Genomic DNA, 18207 nt, shown 5'->3' with positions numbered 1-18207 from the left:
AAGGCTCCCTATTTCTCAATCTCCTTTTGGCCGACCGTATTCGATTCTCGCCCGCCTCACATCGCCTGGTGCTTCTTCCGGTAATCCTGGGGCGTCAGTCCCGTCAGCTTCTTGAACAGCTTCGCGAAGTAGGAGAAGTGCAGGTAGCCGAGCCCCTCCGCGATGTGGCTGATCTTGTCGTTCGTCTCCACGAGCAGCTTCTTCGCCCGCTCGATGCGCTGGTGCGCGATGTACTCGGACAGCGACAGCCCGGTCTCCTTGCGGAACAGGCGGGACAGGTAGGCCGGGTTGCGGTACACCTCGCCCGCGATGTCGTCGCGGCTGAGCTCCCGGTGCAGATTGTCCTGAATGTACGCGTTGATCTTGGCGATGATCGCCGACGTGTCCTTATGCTTGTCGTGGAACGCCTGGGCGGCCTTGTCTACGAGCCGGGCGGCCCATTGGAGCAGCTGCTGCGGCGTGCGAAGCGACTGGGGATCGCCGATCTCCTGCACGGTCAGCGTCTCGTAGACGGACAGCCCCCGGCGGTGCGCCGATTGGAAAATCAGATGAAGAAACCCGTGATAGAGCAGCTCGAGCGTCTCGCGGCTCGTCTTCTCGTCCTGGAGCCGCTTTGCGGTCTCCTCCAGCTGCCGCAGCAGCTCCTCGTGCTGCCCCGCGTCGAGCAGGAGGCTCCAGTCCGCGAACGAGGGCAGCGCTCCCGCCCCAGCTCCCGGGCCGGAGCCGGAGCCGAGGCTTCCTCCCGCTTCGCCGGCGGCGGTCCCGTCGATGACCGACTGCGGCGCCGAGACGTTCGACCTCTCCGCCTGTACGAGGCGTTCGATCGCCGCAGCCAGCTCGCCGATCGCGGTCGGCCCGCCGACGTAGCACGAGATCCGGCAGTGGAAGTAGTCCTGGCAGGCGGCCACGTACCGGCGGCACCGGGCCATCAATTCCTCTCGGTCCGCCTCCTCCCCGTCCGGCAAGTACAGCAGCGCCAGATTCAGGTCGGAGCGGTCCTGGAACACGGCGCCGGGCAGCTCCCCGACGATCGTCTCCGCCGCCGCCTTGCGCACCGCGTATTCCATGATGCTCTCGTCGCGGGCGTTCATCTCGACGCTCCACTCCTCGATGCTCAGCAGCACCGGAAGCACGCGGTCGCCCGCCCGCAGCGGAATGCCGTACTGCTCGAACTCGCGGCCGAGCCGGCCGGGCTCGAGCGACACGCGCTCCGCCAGCAGGTCCTGCCAGAACCGCTCGACCAGAATCGGAAGCTGGTTCGTCCACTGGCGGCGGTACACCTCGAGCGTCTCCTCGAACGCCTGCCGGTTCTTCCGGTTCTGGATCTCCTTGACGGCGCGGACGACGATTCCCTTCAGGGCGTCATGGTCGATCGGCTTCAGCGCGTAGTCGAAGCAGCCGAGCTGCAGCGCTTCGCGGGCGTATTCGAACCGGGCGTGGCCGGTCAGGAACACGACCAGCGCCCCCGGGAACTTCGCGTGAATCCAGCGCAGCAGCTCCATCCCGTTCGCGCCCGGCATCTCGATGTCGGAGATGACGAGGTCGACGGTCTGCGCTTCCATCAGCTTCATGGCGGTCTTGACGTTGTCGGCCTCCAGGATCGAAGCGAACGGCAGGTCGCTCCAATCGATGCCCTGGGTAATCCCCTTGAGCGCGTAGATCTCGTCATCGACTACCAACATCGTAAGCATCGAATTCATCCTCCATATCGGGTTCTTCCCCCTCCGGCGACAGAGGATCGTCCAGCACGGCGGACCGGGCGAACGGCAGCCTCGCCTCGACGATCGCCCCTCCATCCGGTCCGTTGCGGAAGGCGATGCCGCCTTCGTCCCCGTACAGCATCTTGAACCGGTGCAGAATGTTCCAGATGCCGAGGTGCTGCTCGCCGGAGCCGTCCATGTACGAGCCGCTGCGCAGCTCCTCCAGCATCGTCTCCGGGAAGCCCGGGCCGTTGTCTTGAATGGTCACTCGGACGATGCGGTCCGGGCTCTCCGGATCGTCCGCCGAAGAGATCCGCACGACGAACGGCGTGCCGTCCTGCTCCCGCTGGTTGAACCCGTGAAGGATGGCGTTCTCCACGAAGGGCTGCAGCAGAAGCGGCGGAATCTCGCAAGCCTGGTGCTTCGGCGGCACGCGAATCTCGTAATCGAGCTTGTCGACGTACCTGAGCTTCTGGATCTCCAGGTAGTGCTCGATATGCCGAAGCTCGTTCTCGAGCCGGACGACCGACCGGTGGCTGTGCATGAGGAAGCGGAAGTAATCGGCCAGGTGAAGGGACAGCTTCTGCACCGACTTGAAATCCTTGAGCGCCGCCAGGTTATAAATAATGTTGAGCGTATTCGTATAGAAGTGCGGGTTGATCTGCACCTGCAGATGCTTGTATTCCGCCCTCTGGACCCGCAGCTGCTCCTCGTACACGTCGATCTTCAGCTTCTCGATCTGCTCGGCCATCTGGTTGAACGTCGTCGCCATGATCGAGAATTCGCTGCCGTCGGTCTGGGCGGGCAGCCTCACGTCGAACCGGCCGAGCCCGAGCCGGCGCATCCCGCGGATCAACCGGACGAGCGGACCGAACATGAAGCGCTGCAGGAACAGCACGTAGCCGGTCACGACCAGCACCGAGATAAGCGGAATCCAGTAGTAGAGCATCTTCTGGAAGAACGGCAGGTTCTTCAAAATATACGGCTCCGTCGTCACGATCACGTAGCGGACGTCGGAGTATTGGGACGGCTGCGACAGGACGAGATACTTCTTGCCCTTGTACGGGATGGTGTCGACAGGCTCCTTCATCTCCAGGACGGCCTGACGGAATTCCGCGTCCTGGCTGGCCGGGACCGGTCCGGAGGTGAGCAGGCCGCCCTTCCCGTCCATGATATAGACGGCTCCGTCCGGGCCGACGTCGAACTTCGTAAGCGCTTTATCCAAGGCGTCGACTTCGACGAGAGCGCCGGCGTACATGCCGAGATCGATGTCCTGGGCCTTGATCAGGTAATGGTCGTCTCCGGGCAGCGTGACGATCCGCCACTTGTCGTCTTCGGGCGCGCCGTGCCGGGCGATGTTCTGGCTGTACTCTCTCAGCATAGTGTCCAATTCGGGAGACTTGGAGCCGTTCTGGGTGGCGAACAGAGGGTTCCCGTCCTTCTCCATATACACGAAGAACGTGTCTACCATCTTGTAATAGCTGAGGTCCAGGATGAAGCGGTTGTTCAGCCGGACCTTCGCCAGCGTATAGTCGGCGTCGTCCACCGGAAGCGTCTTGAGCGACAGCACCTCCGAGTCGTTGACGGTCCCGAGCTGGACGAGGAACTCCGACGTGCTGCTCAGTATCTCGTCGTTCGCGGCGACCTGCGCGTTCATCAGGTTGCTGTAATGGACGGAGATCTGCTCCCGGACGATCCGCGTGGCGTACAGATTGTTGTAGATCAGGAAGAGAACGAGCGGAGCGATGATCAGGAAGAAACCGAACACGATGCGGAACCGCACCGACTGCCAGACTCGCATCGGATTCCCTCCAGAGCCATGTCGAAATAAGAATTTAAACCTAGAATAACCTAATAACAGGAAAACGGGCAAGTTGAAAAAGCCGGCCGAATTGGGCAGCCCGCGTCGAAGGAAGGCTGGCGTCGCCGGCGGCATCGGCAGAAGCGGCGGCATCGGCGGCGGCGAATGGCCGGGATCGCCTCGGGATCGCCTCGCCTCGGGGTCGCCTCCAAGCTCCGCCCGCAACGCCGACAGCCCCGGATATCCGGGGCTGCGCTCGAACTCTATGAGGGATCGCCGATCCGATTCTACTTGCCCGCTTCCCCGGTCTCGTTGCCGAATCTTCCGAGCCGCTCCAGCGTCATCTTGTATCCGTCGTTGCCGTAATTCAGGCAGCGCTTCACCCGGGAGATCGTCGCCGTGCTCGCTCCCGTCTCGGATTCGATCTGGTTGTACGTGTTCCCCTTGCCCAGCATGCGCGCGACCTCGAGCCGCTGCGACAGCGATTGGATCTCGTTCACGGTACACAGGTCGTCGAAGAAGATGTAGCACTCCTCGACATCCTTCAAGGTCAGGATCGCTTCGAACAATTGGTCTATCGATTTGTCGTTCAACTTCTTCAATTGCATGGATAGATTCCACCTCGGTCCGCGACGGGGACGCCCGTTGTATGATTAAGGCTATTGTACTTCGTTTCGTCAAAAACTTCAAACTTCACCGTATTCACGCTTCACAGGAATAAATGAGAGGAGGACGGCCCGCGCCTTCCCGGCTGGGCGGGCATTCGTCCATGCAACTTCGCCCCTCCGCACATATCCTGTATCAAGCGTAACGGCGCGCCCGGAGCCTCCCCGCGTTCCGGGCAGCGCCCTTCACCGAACTTACCGCTATCCGAAAGGAGTGATATACACCCATGGACGAAAACGAGCAAATCGGGCCGCAAGGCTGGACGTCCGGCTTCGGGGGCCCTGCCCAATCGGGAGGTTATCCGGGTCTCGGGGGCGGTTCGTTCTTCGGCGGCCCTCCGGCACCCTACGCTCCGCAAGTGCAGGTGCTTCCTCCCGCCCCCGCCCAGCCGGCTGCCGCTCCCGCTCCCAAGACCGGTCTCGCCTCGCTCGTCAACCTGAACGATCTCAAGGGCATGATCGACCGGATGGGCGGCATCGACGGGCTTCTGAACAATCTGGGCAAGGTTCAGAAGTTCATGGTTACGGTGCAGCAGATGGCTCCGCTGCTCAAGCTGTTCGTGGGCAAGGGCAAGGCGGGCACCGCGTCGTCGGACGAATCCTCCGGAGCGGATTCTCGCCCGCGCCGGCGCCGGCGGCGTTCCGGGAGCGGCTCGCGGCGCGGGTCGCGAACGGGCCGCTCGGCTTCGCGCCGGACGTCGGGGAAGAAGCGCAGGTAACGGCGCGCCTGCCGGTTCCATCGCCGTCTTGCGCCGGTTCGCTTTTTCCGCTATACTGCTCTCAACCGAACATCGACTATCCTGCCTATGAAGAGAATCCAACTCGGAGGCGTTCTCGTCAAGGGGATTCGCGCGGCCGGCTCGCCGGCTCTCGCACGGTCTCCCTAAGTTAACCGGCCCGCCCGTTATCGCGGAGTTCAAGCGGATCGAACCTCTTCGGATGCGTTCGGTCAATTTGGGTGGCACCGCGAGTAGAAGCGCTCCTCGTCCCATGGGATGAGGGCGCTTCTTTGCATTTTATTCGCGGAAGGAGCACGGCGACATGCTGGACATTCGATGGGTAAGGGAGAACGCGGAACGGATTCAGGAGAATTGGGACCGGAGGGGAGCGGGCCTCTCGGTCTCGGAAGTGCTCGGGCTCGATCAGGCCCGGCGGGACTTGCTGCGGGAGACGGAGCGGCTGCGGGAGGAACGCAACCGATGGTCGCGCGCGGTCGGACGGCGGATCGGCCGGGTGGACGGCGACGGCATCGAGGACATGGGGAACATCGGGGACGCCGAATCGCTTAAGCTGCAGGTCAAGTCGTTGCAAGCCCGGCTGGCAGAGGCCGAAGCGAAGCTGGAGAAGGCCGAGCGGGAGTACCGGGACGCGATGCTGCGGCTGCCGAACCTTGTGTCGCCCGACACGCCGGACGGGCGGACGGACCGGGACAACGTCGAGGTCCGGCGGACCGGGGAGCCGACGGCGTTCGAAGGCTTCGAGCCGCTGGACCACGTCGCTCTCGGCGAGCTGCACGGGCTCATGGACCTTCCGCGGGGAGTGAAGGCGGCGGGGTCGCGGCATTATTATCTGACCGGAGCGGGGGTTCGGCTGCATCGGGCCGTCCAGCAGCTGGCGCTGGACCTGCTGGAGAGACGGGGTTTCCGGCCGCTGGAAGTGCCGCTTATGGCTTCGAGAGAGACGCTCGTGGGAGCCGGCTTCTTCCCGCATGGCGAAGACCAGACGTACCGGATCGCGGACGAAGAGCGGTGGCTGGTCGGAACGGCCGAGGTGCCGCTCGTCGCTTACCATGGCGGAGAGACGATGGATGCGGAGGAGCTGCCCGTCCGGCTGACGGCCGCCTCGCTCTGCTTCCGCAACGAGGTCGGCTCGGCGGGCCGGGACGTTCGCGGGCTGTATCGGGTGCACCAGTTCGCGAAGGTGGAACAGGTCGTCCTGTGCGAGAACGACCTGGCCGCCGGCGAGCGGATGCTCGAGGAGATTACCGCGAACGCGGAGGAGATCTTGCGGCTGCTCGAGCTGCCCTGCCGCGTCGTGGCCGTCTGCGCCGGAGACATGGGCGTCAAAACCTACAAGCAGTTCGACATCGAGACGTGGATGCCGAGCCGCGGCGCTTACGGGGAGACGCATTCGTCGTCGCTGCTGCTCGACTACCAGGCCCGGCGCGCGAACATCCGCTACCGCGACGCGGAAGGCCGGCTTCGCTACTGCTATACGCTGAACAACACGGCCGTCGCGTCGCCGCGAATCCTGATCCCGCTGCTCGAGAACCATCAGCGGCCGGACGGCTCGATCGCGATCCCCGCCGCGCTTCGCCCCTACATGAACGGGCTGGAGAAGCTGGAGCCGCCCGTCCGGGAGGCTTGAGCCGCGCGAAGCTTGGCTGCCCGGCCATGTGAGTAACCCGGTTACTCACTTTCGGCACTTTCCCGCAATTGCGCACCATGTGAGTAACCCGGTTACTCTCTTTCGACGCTTTCCCGCAGTTGCGCACCATGTGGGTAACCCGGTTACTCTCTTTCGACGCGACAAGGCCGCATCCCCCCGCTTGCTGCGGAGGAACGCGGCCTTGGTCATGTCAGTCGCCGAAGCGGTTGGAGACCGGAATCGGATTCTGGTAGTACTGCATCGCTTGTATGCGGAGGTAACCGCCGTCGTCGTCGGTGTAGTCCGCCATCTTGTCGTTCGTATGGAGACTTCCGTCGCCCCAGCCGTCGGAATTGGTGATCGGCTCGGGGTTGAAGTAATCCGGCGACGAATCCTCGGGCCCGTTATCATCCATGCGGTTGTAGTGCGACGTCGAGCCCGGCTGCCCGTGACCGAACATCAACCCGACGATACCGGAATCGACCAGTTCGTCCATATGGCCGAACAAGTACTCGACCTTGTTGTCCTGATAGTGGCCCGGCGTGTTGTTCATCGCCCGGTACACTTGGTTGCCGACGGGGATCTGCCAGATCATGGCCTTCTTGCCCGAATGGTTCACAGCCGACTTGACGAATTGCTCCCAGCGGTGGAAGTTCGGCAGCGTCAAGTTCGTGCGGTCCAGCCAGTAGCCGCGCCCGGCGGCCGAGTCGTCGTCGTCGATGTCGTTGAAGATGAAATCATATGGCTTGATGCCGGCCGGCACGAGCTTCGTGCCGCTCTTGGCGGCGAATTCGCCCGCCAGCTTGCCGAGGCCTTCGACGTCCAGATCCGGATCCGGGTCCTTGCCGACGTCGCGCATCGTTCCCCAGCTGTTGACGTGAGGAGCCATAATGACGTTCGGCGCGTACAGATCGCGAAGACGAAGCAGCGCCCAGTTGAAGCCTTGGTACGTGTCCGGCAAGTCCTCGAGCTCCGGCATCCGGGTGCTGGCGACGGCCGCCTTCAACAGCGCGGGATCGTTCCCTTGCCCGGTGCACAGCCCGAAGCAGTTGCGGTTGTCGAGCACCGCCTGCTGGGCGTAGCCCGCCAAGTCCGGATCGACGTGGACGACGGCGGTTTTGCCGATTCCTTTTCGCCCGTTATATTCGCCCGTCCCGAGCAGCTGCATGAGCAGCTTGAACTCCTCGAGATAAGCGCGCATCGCGTAGGGATCGTTCAGCGTGACGAGATCGTCCTCCGCCTCGCTCGTGCAGTTCAGGCAGTCGCCCGAGATCGTCTGCAGCATCTGATAGAACGTGAACACCGGAACGAAGCCGCGATCGGTCGCGTCCTTGGCGTAGTCGTACGCGTAAGCGCCGCGCCAATCGCCTACGTTATATTGATCCCAGGCGGTCCAGCCGTCTTCGTTGTTGACGCCGCCATTCAGGTAACGATACGCGAAGTTCCATGGGAGGCCCGTATCTTCCATCCAGCCGTCGACGCCATATTCGTCGTTATTCGTCGCGAACACGCCGAGCTTCATGATGTCCGGCAGCGTCGGCGGCACGGCCGGCTGCGGCGCGGGCGCGTCGACGGGAGACGTCACCTTGAAGGAAGCGGCTCCTTCCTTCGCGAGAATGCGGTAGGTCCGGTCGGCGTTGTACAGCTCCACGTTCACCTTGTAATCGCCGTCGAGCACGTATCTCTCGAGAGGCTCGAGGCCGGCGCGCACCTTCGTCTCGTTCATCCGGATCCACTTCGGCAGTTCCCAATCGATCTCCAGGCTCGCTTCCTCGCCCGGAGAGACCGTCTTGCCCGGCAGCCAATCGCTGTGGACCGTCTCGCCCGTCAGCTCGTCGACGATCGACACCTTCATCGACACGACGGAAGGAGCCGTGCTGCCGACCTTCGCGTTCACGTTCAGCGTCTCGCCGGCGCGGACTTCGGCCTGCCCGACGGAGGCGTCCAGCGTGTACTTGAGATCGATGCCGCCCGTAAGCTCGAAGGACGCCGCTTCCGGATTCGTATAGAAGACGCGGACTCCGTCCGGCTTCGCCACGGACACCCGAAGCTTGTAATCGCCGTTAACCGCGTTGGCCGGCGGCGTCCATTCCAGCTCGTACGCCTTCTCCACGCCTTGCGCGAAGCTCTCCTCCGGGTAATTCCGCTCGGCGACCCGGTTGCCGGCCGAATCGAGAAGCTCCAGCCGAACGGCGGCGGGGAGCGTCTCGGAGCTGGTCAAGCTCGTGCGGACCGTCTGCTTCTGCCCCGGAACCACCGAGTCCAGATCCGCGGAGCTGACTTCCGTAATGTCCGGAATGATGCCCCAGTTCACTTCGAAGGTAGCCGCGTTCGCGTTCCAGTACGAATTCCAGACCGGCTTCCAGCCGGCCGGGAACACGCCGACCTTGACCGTATAGACGCCTCTCTCCTGAGTCGCCGGGACGTTCCAGGTGACGGAGTAGGACTTCGGACTGTTCGGTTGAAAGTATTGGTCGTCGAAGTAACGCTGGTAAATCTTCGTCTCGCCCTTGTACACTTCCACGTCTACCAGCGCGTGCGCATAGTCGGAGCTGCTCACGGAAGCGGCGATGTCGACCGGATATCCGGCTTCGACCGAACCCTCGACCGTCGCGGAAGTCGTCCAGACGGCGTTCGCGCCGTTGTCCGGCTGCTCCGGAGGCGGATTGCCCTTCTCGACCGTGAACTGCGCCGCGGTGTCGTTCTGATAGTAAACCTCGGAGCGATCCGGGCTGTAGATGACCGTGCTCACCTTATAGGCGCCAAGCTCGGCGTCCGCCGGCAGCTTCCATTCGGCGCTCAGGCTTCTCGGCACCTTCGCGGAGAAGCGTTCGTTCGCGAATTCCCGGGAGAAGGCGACCGCGCCCTTCGAATCGATGGCCGTCACTTGAACGAGCGCGTCCGCGTCGACGCTGCCCGTCGCCGTCACCGTCAAACCGACGGTCTCGCCGGTCTTCACGCTGGCCGGGGAAGCGGAAGCCGTCGCCGTGAAGGACACGGGAGGCTCCGTTCCGTCGGATACGCGAATCGAACCGGCCTGCGAATTCCAAGAGTACGGACCTTCCCACTTGTTGCCGAAGATTCCGACCTGAATCAGGTACTTCCCGTTCGCGGCTTCGGCCGGGACGGTCCATTCCAGCGGGATCGACAGGAAGCCTTCCGGCGTCAACCGCTGGTTGCTCAGAACCTTCTGATACAGCGTATCGCCGGAATACGGATCCGCGATCGCGACGTCGATCAGCACGGACACGTCCTTGTCCGCCTTCGTTTCGACGGTGAACGGCACCTTGTCGCCCGCCTTCACGTCCGCGTTCGGGATGACCGCGCGGGTCGTATAGACGGCGTCTTCGGCCGGATCGCTCGCCCGCTCTTCGACGTTGACGGCGGCCGCCGCCGCGTTATCGTAATAAACCGCGGTTCCGGCCGCGTCGGTGACCGTCGCTTGCACGCGGTACGTGCCGATAGCGGCGTCCGCGGGAACGGTCCAGCTCGCGCTGAACGCCTTCGGCTCGTTGGCGGCGAAGGCGACGCCTTCGAAGGTCCGCTCGAACGCGGTTCCGTTCGCGGGATCGACGATCTTCAGCGCCACGCGCGCGTTCGTCGCCCGGTCGGCCGTCATGGCGGCGACGACCGCGACGGAGGAACCCGGCTCCGCCTCGCTAGGCGCGCTGACCGACGCCGAGAATACCGGCGTCTGCGAATCGCTGGCGACGGAGAACGGCGCAAGGCCCGAGCTCCAGTCGTACATCGTATCCCAGTTCGAGCCGAACGTCCCGATGCTGACCGTATAACGTCCGCCGGGAAGGTCGGCCGGAATCGTCCATTGGACGGGGAATTCGGACGTCTGTCCGGCGGTTACGGGCTGGTTGTACAGCCACGTCTCATAAGCGATGGAGCCGGACGGTCCGACGACCTTGAGCTGCAGGTGAAGCGACCTCGTGATCTGCGAGGCGACTACGGCCTTGATCGTGACCGAATCTCCCGGCTTCGCGTTCGGCGAGCTGACCGTTGCGGTCGTCGCGACGTCCGCAGCCCCCGCCTCCGCCTTGCCCGAAGGGGCGATAGACAACAATTGGCTGGCCATAAGCGCCAACGCGATAAGCGACTTGACCAGTCTTCCTCTCCATTTCGATGCGTTCGACATTATCGTCTCCTTGTCTATGGTTGCTAAGTAGTAGGCGAGCCCGGGTTCGCCGAGGACGATTGTATCCCGCTTGGACGATGAATTTCTGTAACTTGCGTTACAAACCTCCCAAAGATCGGTCTTCGGTCCCGCCGGAATTGACAAGACGGCCGAATGGACTTCCGTTCTCGCAACCATGTGATAAAATCGAATTCGAGAATAGAGGAGGACAGACGAGACGAGAAAGGATGAGCGGAGATGAGCATGGAAGTGGAGAGAGCGTCCCTCTCGGACGCCGAAGAGATTCTGGCCTTGCAGAAGCTTGCCTACCGGAGCGAAGCGGAGATTTACGGCGATTGGACGATCGAGCCGCTCGTGCAGACTCTGGAGGAGCTGCGGCGGCAGTTCGAGGACCACGTCGTTCTCAAAGCGGTCGCGAGCGGCGCCATCGTAGGCTCGGTGCGGGCAAGCGCCCGGGACGGAACTTGCCGGATCGGCAAGCTCATGGTTCATCCGGACCGCCGGAAGCAAGGGATCGGCCGAAGCCTTATGAATGCCATTGAAGCTTATTTTCCGGGGTGCCGTTACGAGCTGTTCACCGGAAGCCGCAGCGTTCGCAACATCGCCTTGTACGAGAAGCTGGGTTATGCAGTCTTCCGGGAACGCGCCGCGTCGCCGGACGTGACTCTGGTCTATATGGAAAAGAAGAACGGCTAAGCACGGCCCCCTGCCCGGCGGCGCAAGACCGAACGAACGCAAGCCCCCGCCCGGACCCGAGAGTCCGAACGGGGGCTTGCTTGGCTTCGCGCTGTCGACGGCGCGATCACATATGCTTCTCGTATTCGAGGAACGGATCGTCGATGACGATCCGGTGCGCTTCGGCGTCGCTGACGCCGGTGTACAGCGTCGCCGTGCCGTCCTCGTGGCGGCGCAGTCCGCCGCTGAACAGCACGTCCTCCAGGTCCGGCCGCTTCGCCGGGCCGTCCGGGAACATGTCGCGCGAGGCGATCAGCTTGATCGGAGTATGCGTGCGGTTCTCGGGATCGTAGGCGAACGCCATCGGGTAATAGTGCCGAATGTTGCCTTCGTCCATGCGCGCGACATGGCCGAGGACGCCGATAAGTCCGTTCCGGAGCAGATGGGCTTCGTTCCCGCCGCCCCATTCGACCTTGATGAATTGGTCGTACAGAAGGTCCGCCTTCTCCATCGCCTGCTCGGTGAGCTCGTCGAGCTCCCCGATCTCGAAGTAGCCGATCATGGCGCGGGCGTCGCCGACCGGCATCGGCCGGGTGAACACCCCGATGCGGCCGCTTCGCAGCTCGACGAGACGGATGTCCTTCATCGTCAAGGGCCCCTTCGCGAACGGTTCCAGATCGCGGATGCGGTCCCCCCGGTAGAACACCGTCCGCCAGGCAGTGACGTAATGCGGATCGTCGCCGTCGAAGTACACCTCGACGCCGCCGAAGATCAGCTCGCCCCGGATGAACGAGACGAACGGGTCTTGCAGCGCGAACACCGGAGCGCCCTCCCGGACGACCCATTCCCCGTCGCGCTCGACGAAGAACATGACCTCGGACCTCTCGCTGGAGCGATCTTCGACCCTCCCGGCGATGACCCATTCCCCTTCGTCCTGGAACGGGGCCGTAATATTGTAGACGTCGCGCTCGCCCACGCCGGAGAAGACGAGCTTCTCCCCGCGGCGATCCGGGCGTTCGCGCTGGAATCGTTCGAACAAGACGGCGCACGACTGGGCCTGCTGAGCGGATGCCTGCATGTCTGTCCTCCAAACTCCGTACCCTCAAGGTAGTATTCCGGATTTCGGGTGGCTCCACCATTATTGTACCGCAAAACGGACTATTGGTGATGGATTGAAGCCGCCCCTCTTATTGAAATAAACTCAAAATCCAATAAATAATCGCGGCCATGACGCTGGCGACCGGAATGGTGACGACCCAGGCGACGACGATCCGCCCGGCCGTGTTCCAGCGGACGCTGGAGAAGCGCTTCGCCGCGCCGACGCCGAGAATGGAAGACGTGATGGCGTGCGTCGTGCTGACGGGAAGATGGGTCAGGGTAGCGGTGAAGATGACGGCAGCCGAGCTCAGGTCGGCGGAGAAGCCGTTGATCGGCTCGATTTTGAATATCTTCGTGCCCATCGTCTTGATGATTTTCCAACCGCCGAACGACGTCCCGAGAGCCATGGCCAGCGCGGCCGAGATCTTGACCCACAGGGGGACGTCCAGATGGTCTTGAATGCCGGCGGCCACGAGCGCCAGCGTGATGATGCCCATCGCCTTCTGGGCGTCGTTCGTGCCGTGCGTGAACGACTGCAGCGCGGCCGTCAGAATCTGTCCGGTGCGGAAGCCCTTGTTGACGTAACGCGGGCTCGCGTTGGCGAACAGATGCTTCAGGAGGAACATAATCGTATATCCGAGGGCGAATGCGATAATCGGCGAGAGCACCAGGCCGAGCACGATGGTGCTGAAGCCCGAATAATTGATGCCGTCCCATCCCTCCGAAGCGACGGCGGCTCCCGCGAGAGCGCCGATCAGCGCGTGGGAGGACGAAGACGGAATGCCTTGCCACCACGTAATCAGATTCCACAAGATGGCCGCGATCAGCGTGGCGATGACGACCGTCAGACCGTGCTCGAGCTTGAAGGGGTCCGTCACCTTGCCGCCGATCGTCTTGGCCACGCCCGTGTACATCAGCGCTCCGACCAAGTTCATGACCGAGGCGAGCAGGATCGCGACCCGCGGGGGAAGCGCCCTCGTCGACACCGAAGTCGCGATCGCGTTAGCCGTGTCGTGGAATCCGTTGATGAAGTCGAACGCCAGAGCCAGCACGACGATGATGGCTACAATCCATGTCATATGATCCATGCTATTCTCGTCTCATTCCCGTCCGCGCGATCAAGAGTTGCGCATAATGATGGATTGCAATATATTAGCGACGTCTTCGCAGGAGTCCGTCGTCTCCTCGAGACGTTCGTACAGGTCCTTCAGCTTGATCAGCTCGATCGGGTCCTTGACGTTCTGGAACAGGTGCTTGATGCCCTGTCTCATCAGATCGTCGCCTTCGTTCTCCAGTTCGTTAAGCTTGACGCAGTGGGTTTGGATCGCCAGGAGCTTCTTCTGGGTCAGCAAATAGATCGCCGCCTTGATCTCCAGCGCGGAGCGCCGCAGACAGTCGCCGAACTTGCGTATGTACGCGTCGGGCTTCGAGATGTGGTACATATCGAACCGGGACGCGCAGGCTTCGATGCCGTCGAGCACGTCGTCCAGCAGCTTCGTCAGATCCATGATGTCTTCCCGTTCGATCGGGGTGATGAACGTCTTGTTCAGCTCCGTCAGGATCAAGTGGGCGAACTGATCGCCGCGATGCTCGAATTCCTTCATCTCTTTGGCGAACGCCGGGACGTCCGGAATATCTCCCGAGCTCATGGCGGAGGAGAATCGATCGACGGCTTCCTGAATCAGGTCGGCCATCTCCTCGAGCGTTTTGAAGAAAATGTCTTTTTTCCGAAACACGGATTTAACCCTTCTTTCCACGTGTGGATGCTTGTCGAACTTTACGCCGGCTTAACAAAACCCATCCCATATCTTAACACAGCATGGACTGGCTTGGTATAGGGCAGTTTTGCAAGTTCCGGGACCGCTTCCCTAAAGTTTGGCCTATCGGGCTCGGCGTTAACCGCGCCACGATTCGACATTTTTCGAGGATCGCGCTTTTTGCCGGAATTTTGAACATTTCGAGCGGTTTATTGCCTGTCTCCGACGCGAGTCTTCCTCTATATTAGAATCAAGATTGGAATCCCATTGGCAGGCAAGCGGAAGCGCGGATTGAAGGAACTCAATGGCGGGTCAGTCGGAATGCGGGGCAGCAGGCAAAAGTACCTCAGTGGCGGAGGCAAATTAGTTAAAATGCGGGGCAGAGAGCAAACGTACCTCAGTGGCTGAGACAAATTCGTCGAAAAGCGAGGCAACGTGCAAAAGCAGCTTAGCGGTTGAGACAATTAGGCGGATAAGCGGCGCAGCGGGCAAAAGGGCCTCAGTGGCTGTACCCTTTCACCCTTCTTGCCCCTCCCCTTTCCATTGACAGCGTTTCCATGGTGGTGACATAATCGTCCTATCTTGGGACGGGGTGAACGGACATGGAGAAGTGGTTCAAGGCGTACCGGCATATGAAAATCCGCAACAAGCTGTCGATTCTGATCGCGCTGATCGTAATCGCCGCCTTCTCCTTCACGTTCGTCGTCCAGCAGTACGCGTTCTCCATCTACGACAGCCAGCTTCACGCCAAGTCGTCGCAGGTGCTCAATCTGTCGTCCTCGGCCATCGAATCCGAGCTGCACCAGATCGAGCAGCTGTCGTTCAGCATCGTCGCCGACGTCCGGCTCCAGAAGCTGCTTCGCGCCCTTCGCTCGAGCGAATCGGACTACGACAGCCTGAACCTGCGCAAGGAGATCGTCGACGTTCTTCTAAGCTACAGCGGCTCCGAGCCGCATCTGTTCTCGATCCAGCTGATCGACTCCCACGGCGAAGAGCTGAGCGCGGGCAATCTCGTTCCCATAGACTCGGGAAAGCAAGCGCGCATCATGCAGAGGGCCGGGGAAGCCGGCGGCGGCACGGTATGGATTTTCCCGGACGACAAGGACCCGGCTCTCATCTCGGCGAGAGACATCCGTTCGTATACGAACACGAACTTCGACCTGCTCTACCTGGGAACGCTGATCATCCGCATCGACCTGGATTCCATCGTCCGCAAGCTGGCCGTCGGGGAAGGCGAGCTGTACGTCCTGTCCGGCTCCGACATCGTCTACCCGCGCAAGCCTTCCTTCGATCCCACCCGGATCCAGGACCGGCTCACGTCGAGGACGGGGTACTTCACCGAATCGGTGGCGGGAGAGACGCTGTTCATCTCGCACAGCCGCTCCGCCCTCACCGGATGGACGTACCTTAACCTGACGCCTTACAATCAGATTTTCGAACGGGTTCTCTTCATCAAGAAGCTCGTCGTCATCGTCTTCGTCGCCATCTTCGCGGCGGTCATTCTGTGGGGGATCCGCTTCTCCCGCAGCCTGACGCGCCCGATCGAGGATCTGATCGGAAGGATGAAGCTGGCCGAGAAGGGCAACTTCGCCGAAGCCAATCTGATCGAAGGGGATAACGCCCCGGTGGCGATGGACGAGATCGGACTGCTGCAGCGGACGTTCCGGCTCATGGTCGAGAGGATCAATACGCTGATCCATGAGAATTACGCGAACCAGCTTCTGATCAAGGAGACCGAGTTCAAGGCGCTGCAGGCCCAGATCAATCCCCACTTCCTGTACAACACGCTGGAGTCGATCAACTGGATCGCCAAAATGAACAAGCAAACGCAAATCTCCCAGATGGTCGAAGCGCTCGGGCTGCTGCTGCGCAATTCCGTCAGCATCAAGGAACCGATCGTCTCGCTCGCGGAAGAGATCGAGATCGTCCAGAGCTACCTGACGATCCAGAAGTTCCGCTTCGAGGAACGGCTCGCCTTCTCGCTCGAGATTCCCGAGCGCTACGGGAATCTCCCGATTCCGAAGCTCACGCTGCAGCCGCTGCTCGAGAACGCCATCCAATACGCGCTCGAGCCGTCGATCGGCGTCTGCACCATTACGGTCCGGTCGTACGAGACCGAGAACAGCCTGAACCTGACCGTCGAGGACGACGGTCCCGGCATGCCGGCCGACACGCTGGCGCGCCTGCGCAGCGGAACGCTGCAGACGAACGGCAAGGGCATCGGCCTGCTCAACATCGACGAGCGCATCAAGATCAGCTTCGGGGACGGCTACGGCGTACAGGTCGAGAGCCGCCCCGGCTACGGAACCCGGGTCACCGTCCGGATTCCGAACCGCAAGGAGGGATAAGCATGTACCGAACGCTGCTGGTCGACGACGAGAGAATCATTCTGGACGGCATCTCCAGCATGGTCGACTGGGGCCGCCATAAGACCGAGCTCATCGGCACCGCCCAGAACGGAATCGCCGCCTACGAGCGCATCGTCGCCGAGTCGCCCGACATCGTCATCAGCGATATCCGGATGCCGGGCCTCGACGGGCTCGAGCTCGTCGCGAGAACCCATGCTTCGCACCCCCATATCCGCTTCATCATCCTGTCCGGCTTCAGCGAGTTCGACTACGCGAACCGGGCGATGCAGTACGGGGTGAAGCACTACCTGCTGAAGCCCACGAACGAGACGAAGATCGCCCGCGCGCTGGACGAGCTCGTGGCCGAGCTGGACGCCGACTCGGACCGGGAGTCGTTCATCCGGAACATGAAGCAGCGGTTCGAGAAGATGGTCCCCCACGTGAAGGAGCAGGTGCTCAAGGAATTCGTCACCAACAAGACGTACGGCAGCCACGATTGGGACTACTACCGGGCGCTGTTCCAGTACGACTTCGAACGCCCGGTCCGCCTGCTTCTTTTCCGTCTGGAGGGCCCTGCCGAATTCGAGTACCTGTTCGCGATCAAGAACATCGCCGAGGACATTCTGCAGTCGACGCTGCTTAGCACGACGATCGGCGACCACGCCCTCGTCCTGGTCGAGGATCCGGAGGAGCCGGAATCGCTTCAGGAGCGGCTCGGCGAGATCCGGCGGACCTTCATGCAGTATTACAAAATGGACGTCACGATCGCGCTGAGCAGTCCGGGGGACATCGTCCGGGCGCGCGCTCTGTACCAGGAGACGCTCCAATGCCTGAACTACCGGTTCTATCTCGGGGAAGGCGGCATCATCACGAGCAAGGACACGTTCTCGTCCGACCGGACGCCGACGGAGGCGGTGGAGCTGGACGAGGAGCGGATCGTCATGTCCGTCCGGTCCGGCCATCTCGAGGAAGCCGAGGAAGGGCTGAACGAGTGGTTCGCCGCGCTCAAGCGCGCCCAGCTCGAGATCGGCATCACGAAGACGTACGCGATCCAGCTGTTCGTCTCGCTCATCCGGCTCGCGGAGCCGGAGAAGATGAACGAGAGCTACAAGAGGATTCCCCGGCTCGTGGAGATGGACACGCTTCAGGCGATGCAGGAGTTCCTCGGGGAGACCGTCCGCGAGCTCGCGCGGCGCAACTACGAGCGGAATGTCGTCAAGCATACGTCGATCGTGCGCAAGGTCGTCGACATTATCGAGAGCCAGCTGGGGAACCCCGACCTGTCGCTGAACTTCGTCGCCGGCGAGATGCTCTATATGAACGCCGACTATCTCGGCAAGCTGTTCAAGAAGGAGACGGGCGAGAAGTTCTCGAATTACGTCGTGAAGGCGCGGATGAAGCAGGCGGCGCGCCTTCTCGCGACCGAGCCGGACCTGAAGATCTTCGAGCTGGCGGAGCGCCTCGGCTTCGGGGACAACCCGCAGTACTTCAGCCAAGTGTTCAAAAAACAGTTCGGCTGCACGCCGTCGGAATATATGAAAGGTTCGGAGAACTCTGCTTTTTGAACAATCATATCGGTTTTTTGCATAACCCTCTCCCGCCGAAATCCGGATAATAAACAATGTAAGCAGTTACAAACATGGGAAGCAGAT

At 61.9% G+C, this 18207-nt stretch carries 12 protein-coding genes; 5 read left to right on the top strand and 7 right to left on the bottom strand.

The features are described 5' to 3' along the window. Positions 1 to 56: 56 nt before the first annotated feature. The 3 genes from H7B90_RS04610 to H7B90_RS04600 all read right to left on the bottom strand — a co-directional run bounded on the left by H7B90_RS04610 (position 57) and on the right by H7B90_RS04600 (position 4109). Positions 57 to 1691 (bottom strand): response regulator, encoded by a 1635-nt coding sequence (locus H7B90_RS04610; RefSeq protein ID WP_185134709.1) that lies wholly within the window; start codon positions 1689 to 1691, stop codon positions 57 to 59. Beyond that, on the bottom strand, positions 1666 to 3501 hold the full coding sequence (locus tag H7B90_RS04605) for a sensor histidine kinase (protein ID WP_185134708.1): 1836 nt from the start codon (positions 3499 to 3501) through the stop codon (positions 1666 to 1668). Before H7B90_RS04605 ends, H7B90_RS04610 begins: the two co-directional genes overlap by 26 nt. Before the next feature lie 287 nt (positions 3502 to 3788). Further along, positions 3789 to 4109 (bottom strand): YerC/YecD family TrpR-related protein, encoded by a 321-nt coding sequence (locus tag H7B90_RS04600; protein WP_185134707.1) that lies wholly within the window; start codon positions 4107 to 4109, stop codon positions 3789 to 3791. 284 nt (positions 4110 to 4393) lie between these two features. On the opposite strand from H7B90_RS04600, the gene H7B90_RS04595 reads away from it, so the two are divergent. Together H7B90_RS04595 and serS are read left to right on the top strand one after the other, a co-directional pair. Next, complete coding sequence (locus tag H7B90_RS04595) at positions 4394 to 4885, top strand: hypothetical protein (protein WP_185134706.1); 492 nt, start codon at positions 4394 to 4396, stop codon at positions 4883 to 4885. A 322-nt stretch (positions 4886 to 5207) separates the two neighbouring features. After that, on the top strand, positions 5208 to 6533 hold the full coding sequence (gene serS, locus H7B90_RS04590; RefSeq protein ID WP_185134705.1) for a serine--tRNA ligase: 1326 nt from the start codon (positions 5208 to 5210) through the stop codon (positions 6531 to 6533). A gap of 211 nt (positions 6534 to 6744) precedes the next feature. On the opposite strand, the gene H7B90_RS04585 is transcribed toward serS, so the two are convergent. Further along, a complete protein-coding gene (locus H7B90_RS04585; RefSeq protein WP_185134704.1) occupies positions 6745 to 10677 on the bottom strand; it encodes a hypothetical protein in 3933 nt (1310 codons plus the stop codon). A 237-nt stretch (positions 10678 to 10914) separates the two neighbouring features. Between H7B90_RS04585 and H7B90_RS04580 the strand changes: the two genes are divergently transcribed. Then, on the top strand, positions 10915 to 11373 hold the full coding sequence (locus H7B90_RS04580) for a GNAT family N-acetyltransferase (protein WP_212962442.1): 459 nt from the start codon (positions 10915 to 10917) through the stop codon (positions 11371 to 11373). Between the two features lie 106 nt (positions 11374 to 11479). On the opposite strand, the gene H7B90_RS04575 is transcribed toward H7B90_RS04580, so the two are convergent. The 3 genes from H7B90_RS04575 to H7B90_RS04565 all read right to left on the bottom strand — a co-directional run bounded on the left by H7B90_RS04575 (position 11480) and on the right by H7B90_RS04565 (position 14186). Continuing rightward, positions 11480 to 12430, bottom strand: coding sequence for a DUF1861 family protein (locus H7B90_RS04575; RefSeq protein WP_185134703.1), 951 nt, complete (start codon positions 12428 to 12430; stop codon positions 11480 to 11482). A 109-nt stretch (positions 12431 to 12539) separates the two neighbouring features. After that, on the bottom strand, positions 12540 to 13538 hold the full coding sequence (locus tag H7B90_RS04570) for an inorganic phosphate transporter (RefSeq protein ID WP_185134702.1): 999 nt from the start codon (positions 13536 to 13538) through the stop codon (positions 12540 to 12542). Between the two features lie 30 nt (positions 13539 to 13568). Next, positions 13569 to 14186: a DUF47 domain-containing protein gene (locus tag H7B90_RS04565; protein ID WP_185134701.1), complete on the bottom strand. Its 618-nt coding sequence runs from the start codon at positions 14184 to 14186 to the stop codon at positions 13569 to 13571. Between the two features lie 623 nt (positions 14187 to 14809). Between H7B90_RS04565 and H7B90_RS04560 the strand changes: the two genes are divergently transcribed. Next, positions 14810 to 16555, top strand: a complete 1746-nt coding sequence (locus tag H7B90_RS04560; RefSeq protein WP_185134700.1) for a cache domain-containing sensor histidine kinase — start codon at positions 14810 to 14812, stop codon at positions 16553 to 16555. A 2-nt stretch (positions 16556 to 16557) separates the two neighbouring features. Continuing rightward, positions 16558 to 18120, top strand: a complete 1563-nt coding sequence (locus tag H7B90_RS04555) for a response regulator transcription factor (RefSeq protein ID WP_185134699.1) — start codon at positions 16558 to 16560, stop codon at positions 18118 to 18120. The last annotated feature ends 87 nt before the right edge of the window (positions 18121 to 18207 follow it).

Origin of the sequence: Cohnella xylanilytica (assembly GCF_014212175.1) — a bacterium.
GTDB classification, from domain to species: Bacteria; Bacillota; Bacilli; order Paenibacillales; family Paenibacillaceae; genus Cohnella; species Cohnella xylanilytica.
This window is presented reverse-complemented; position numbering and strand designations above follow the sequence as displayed.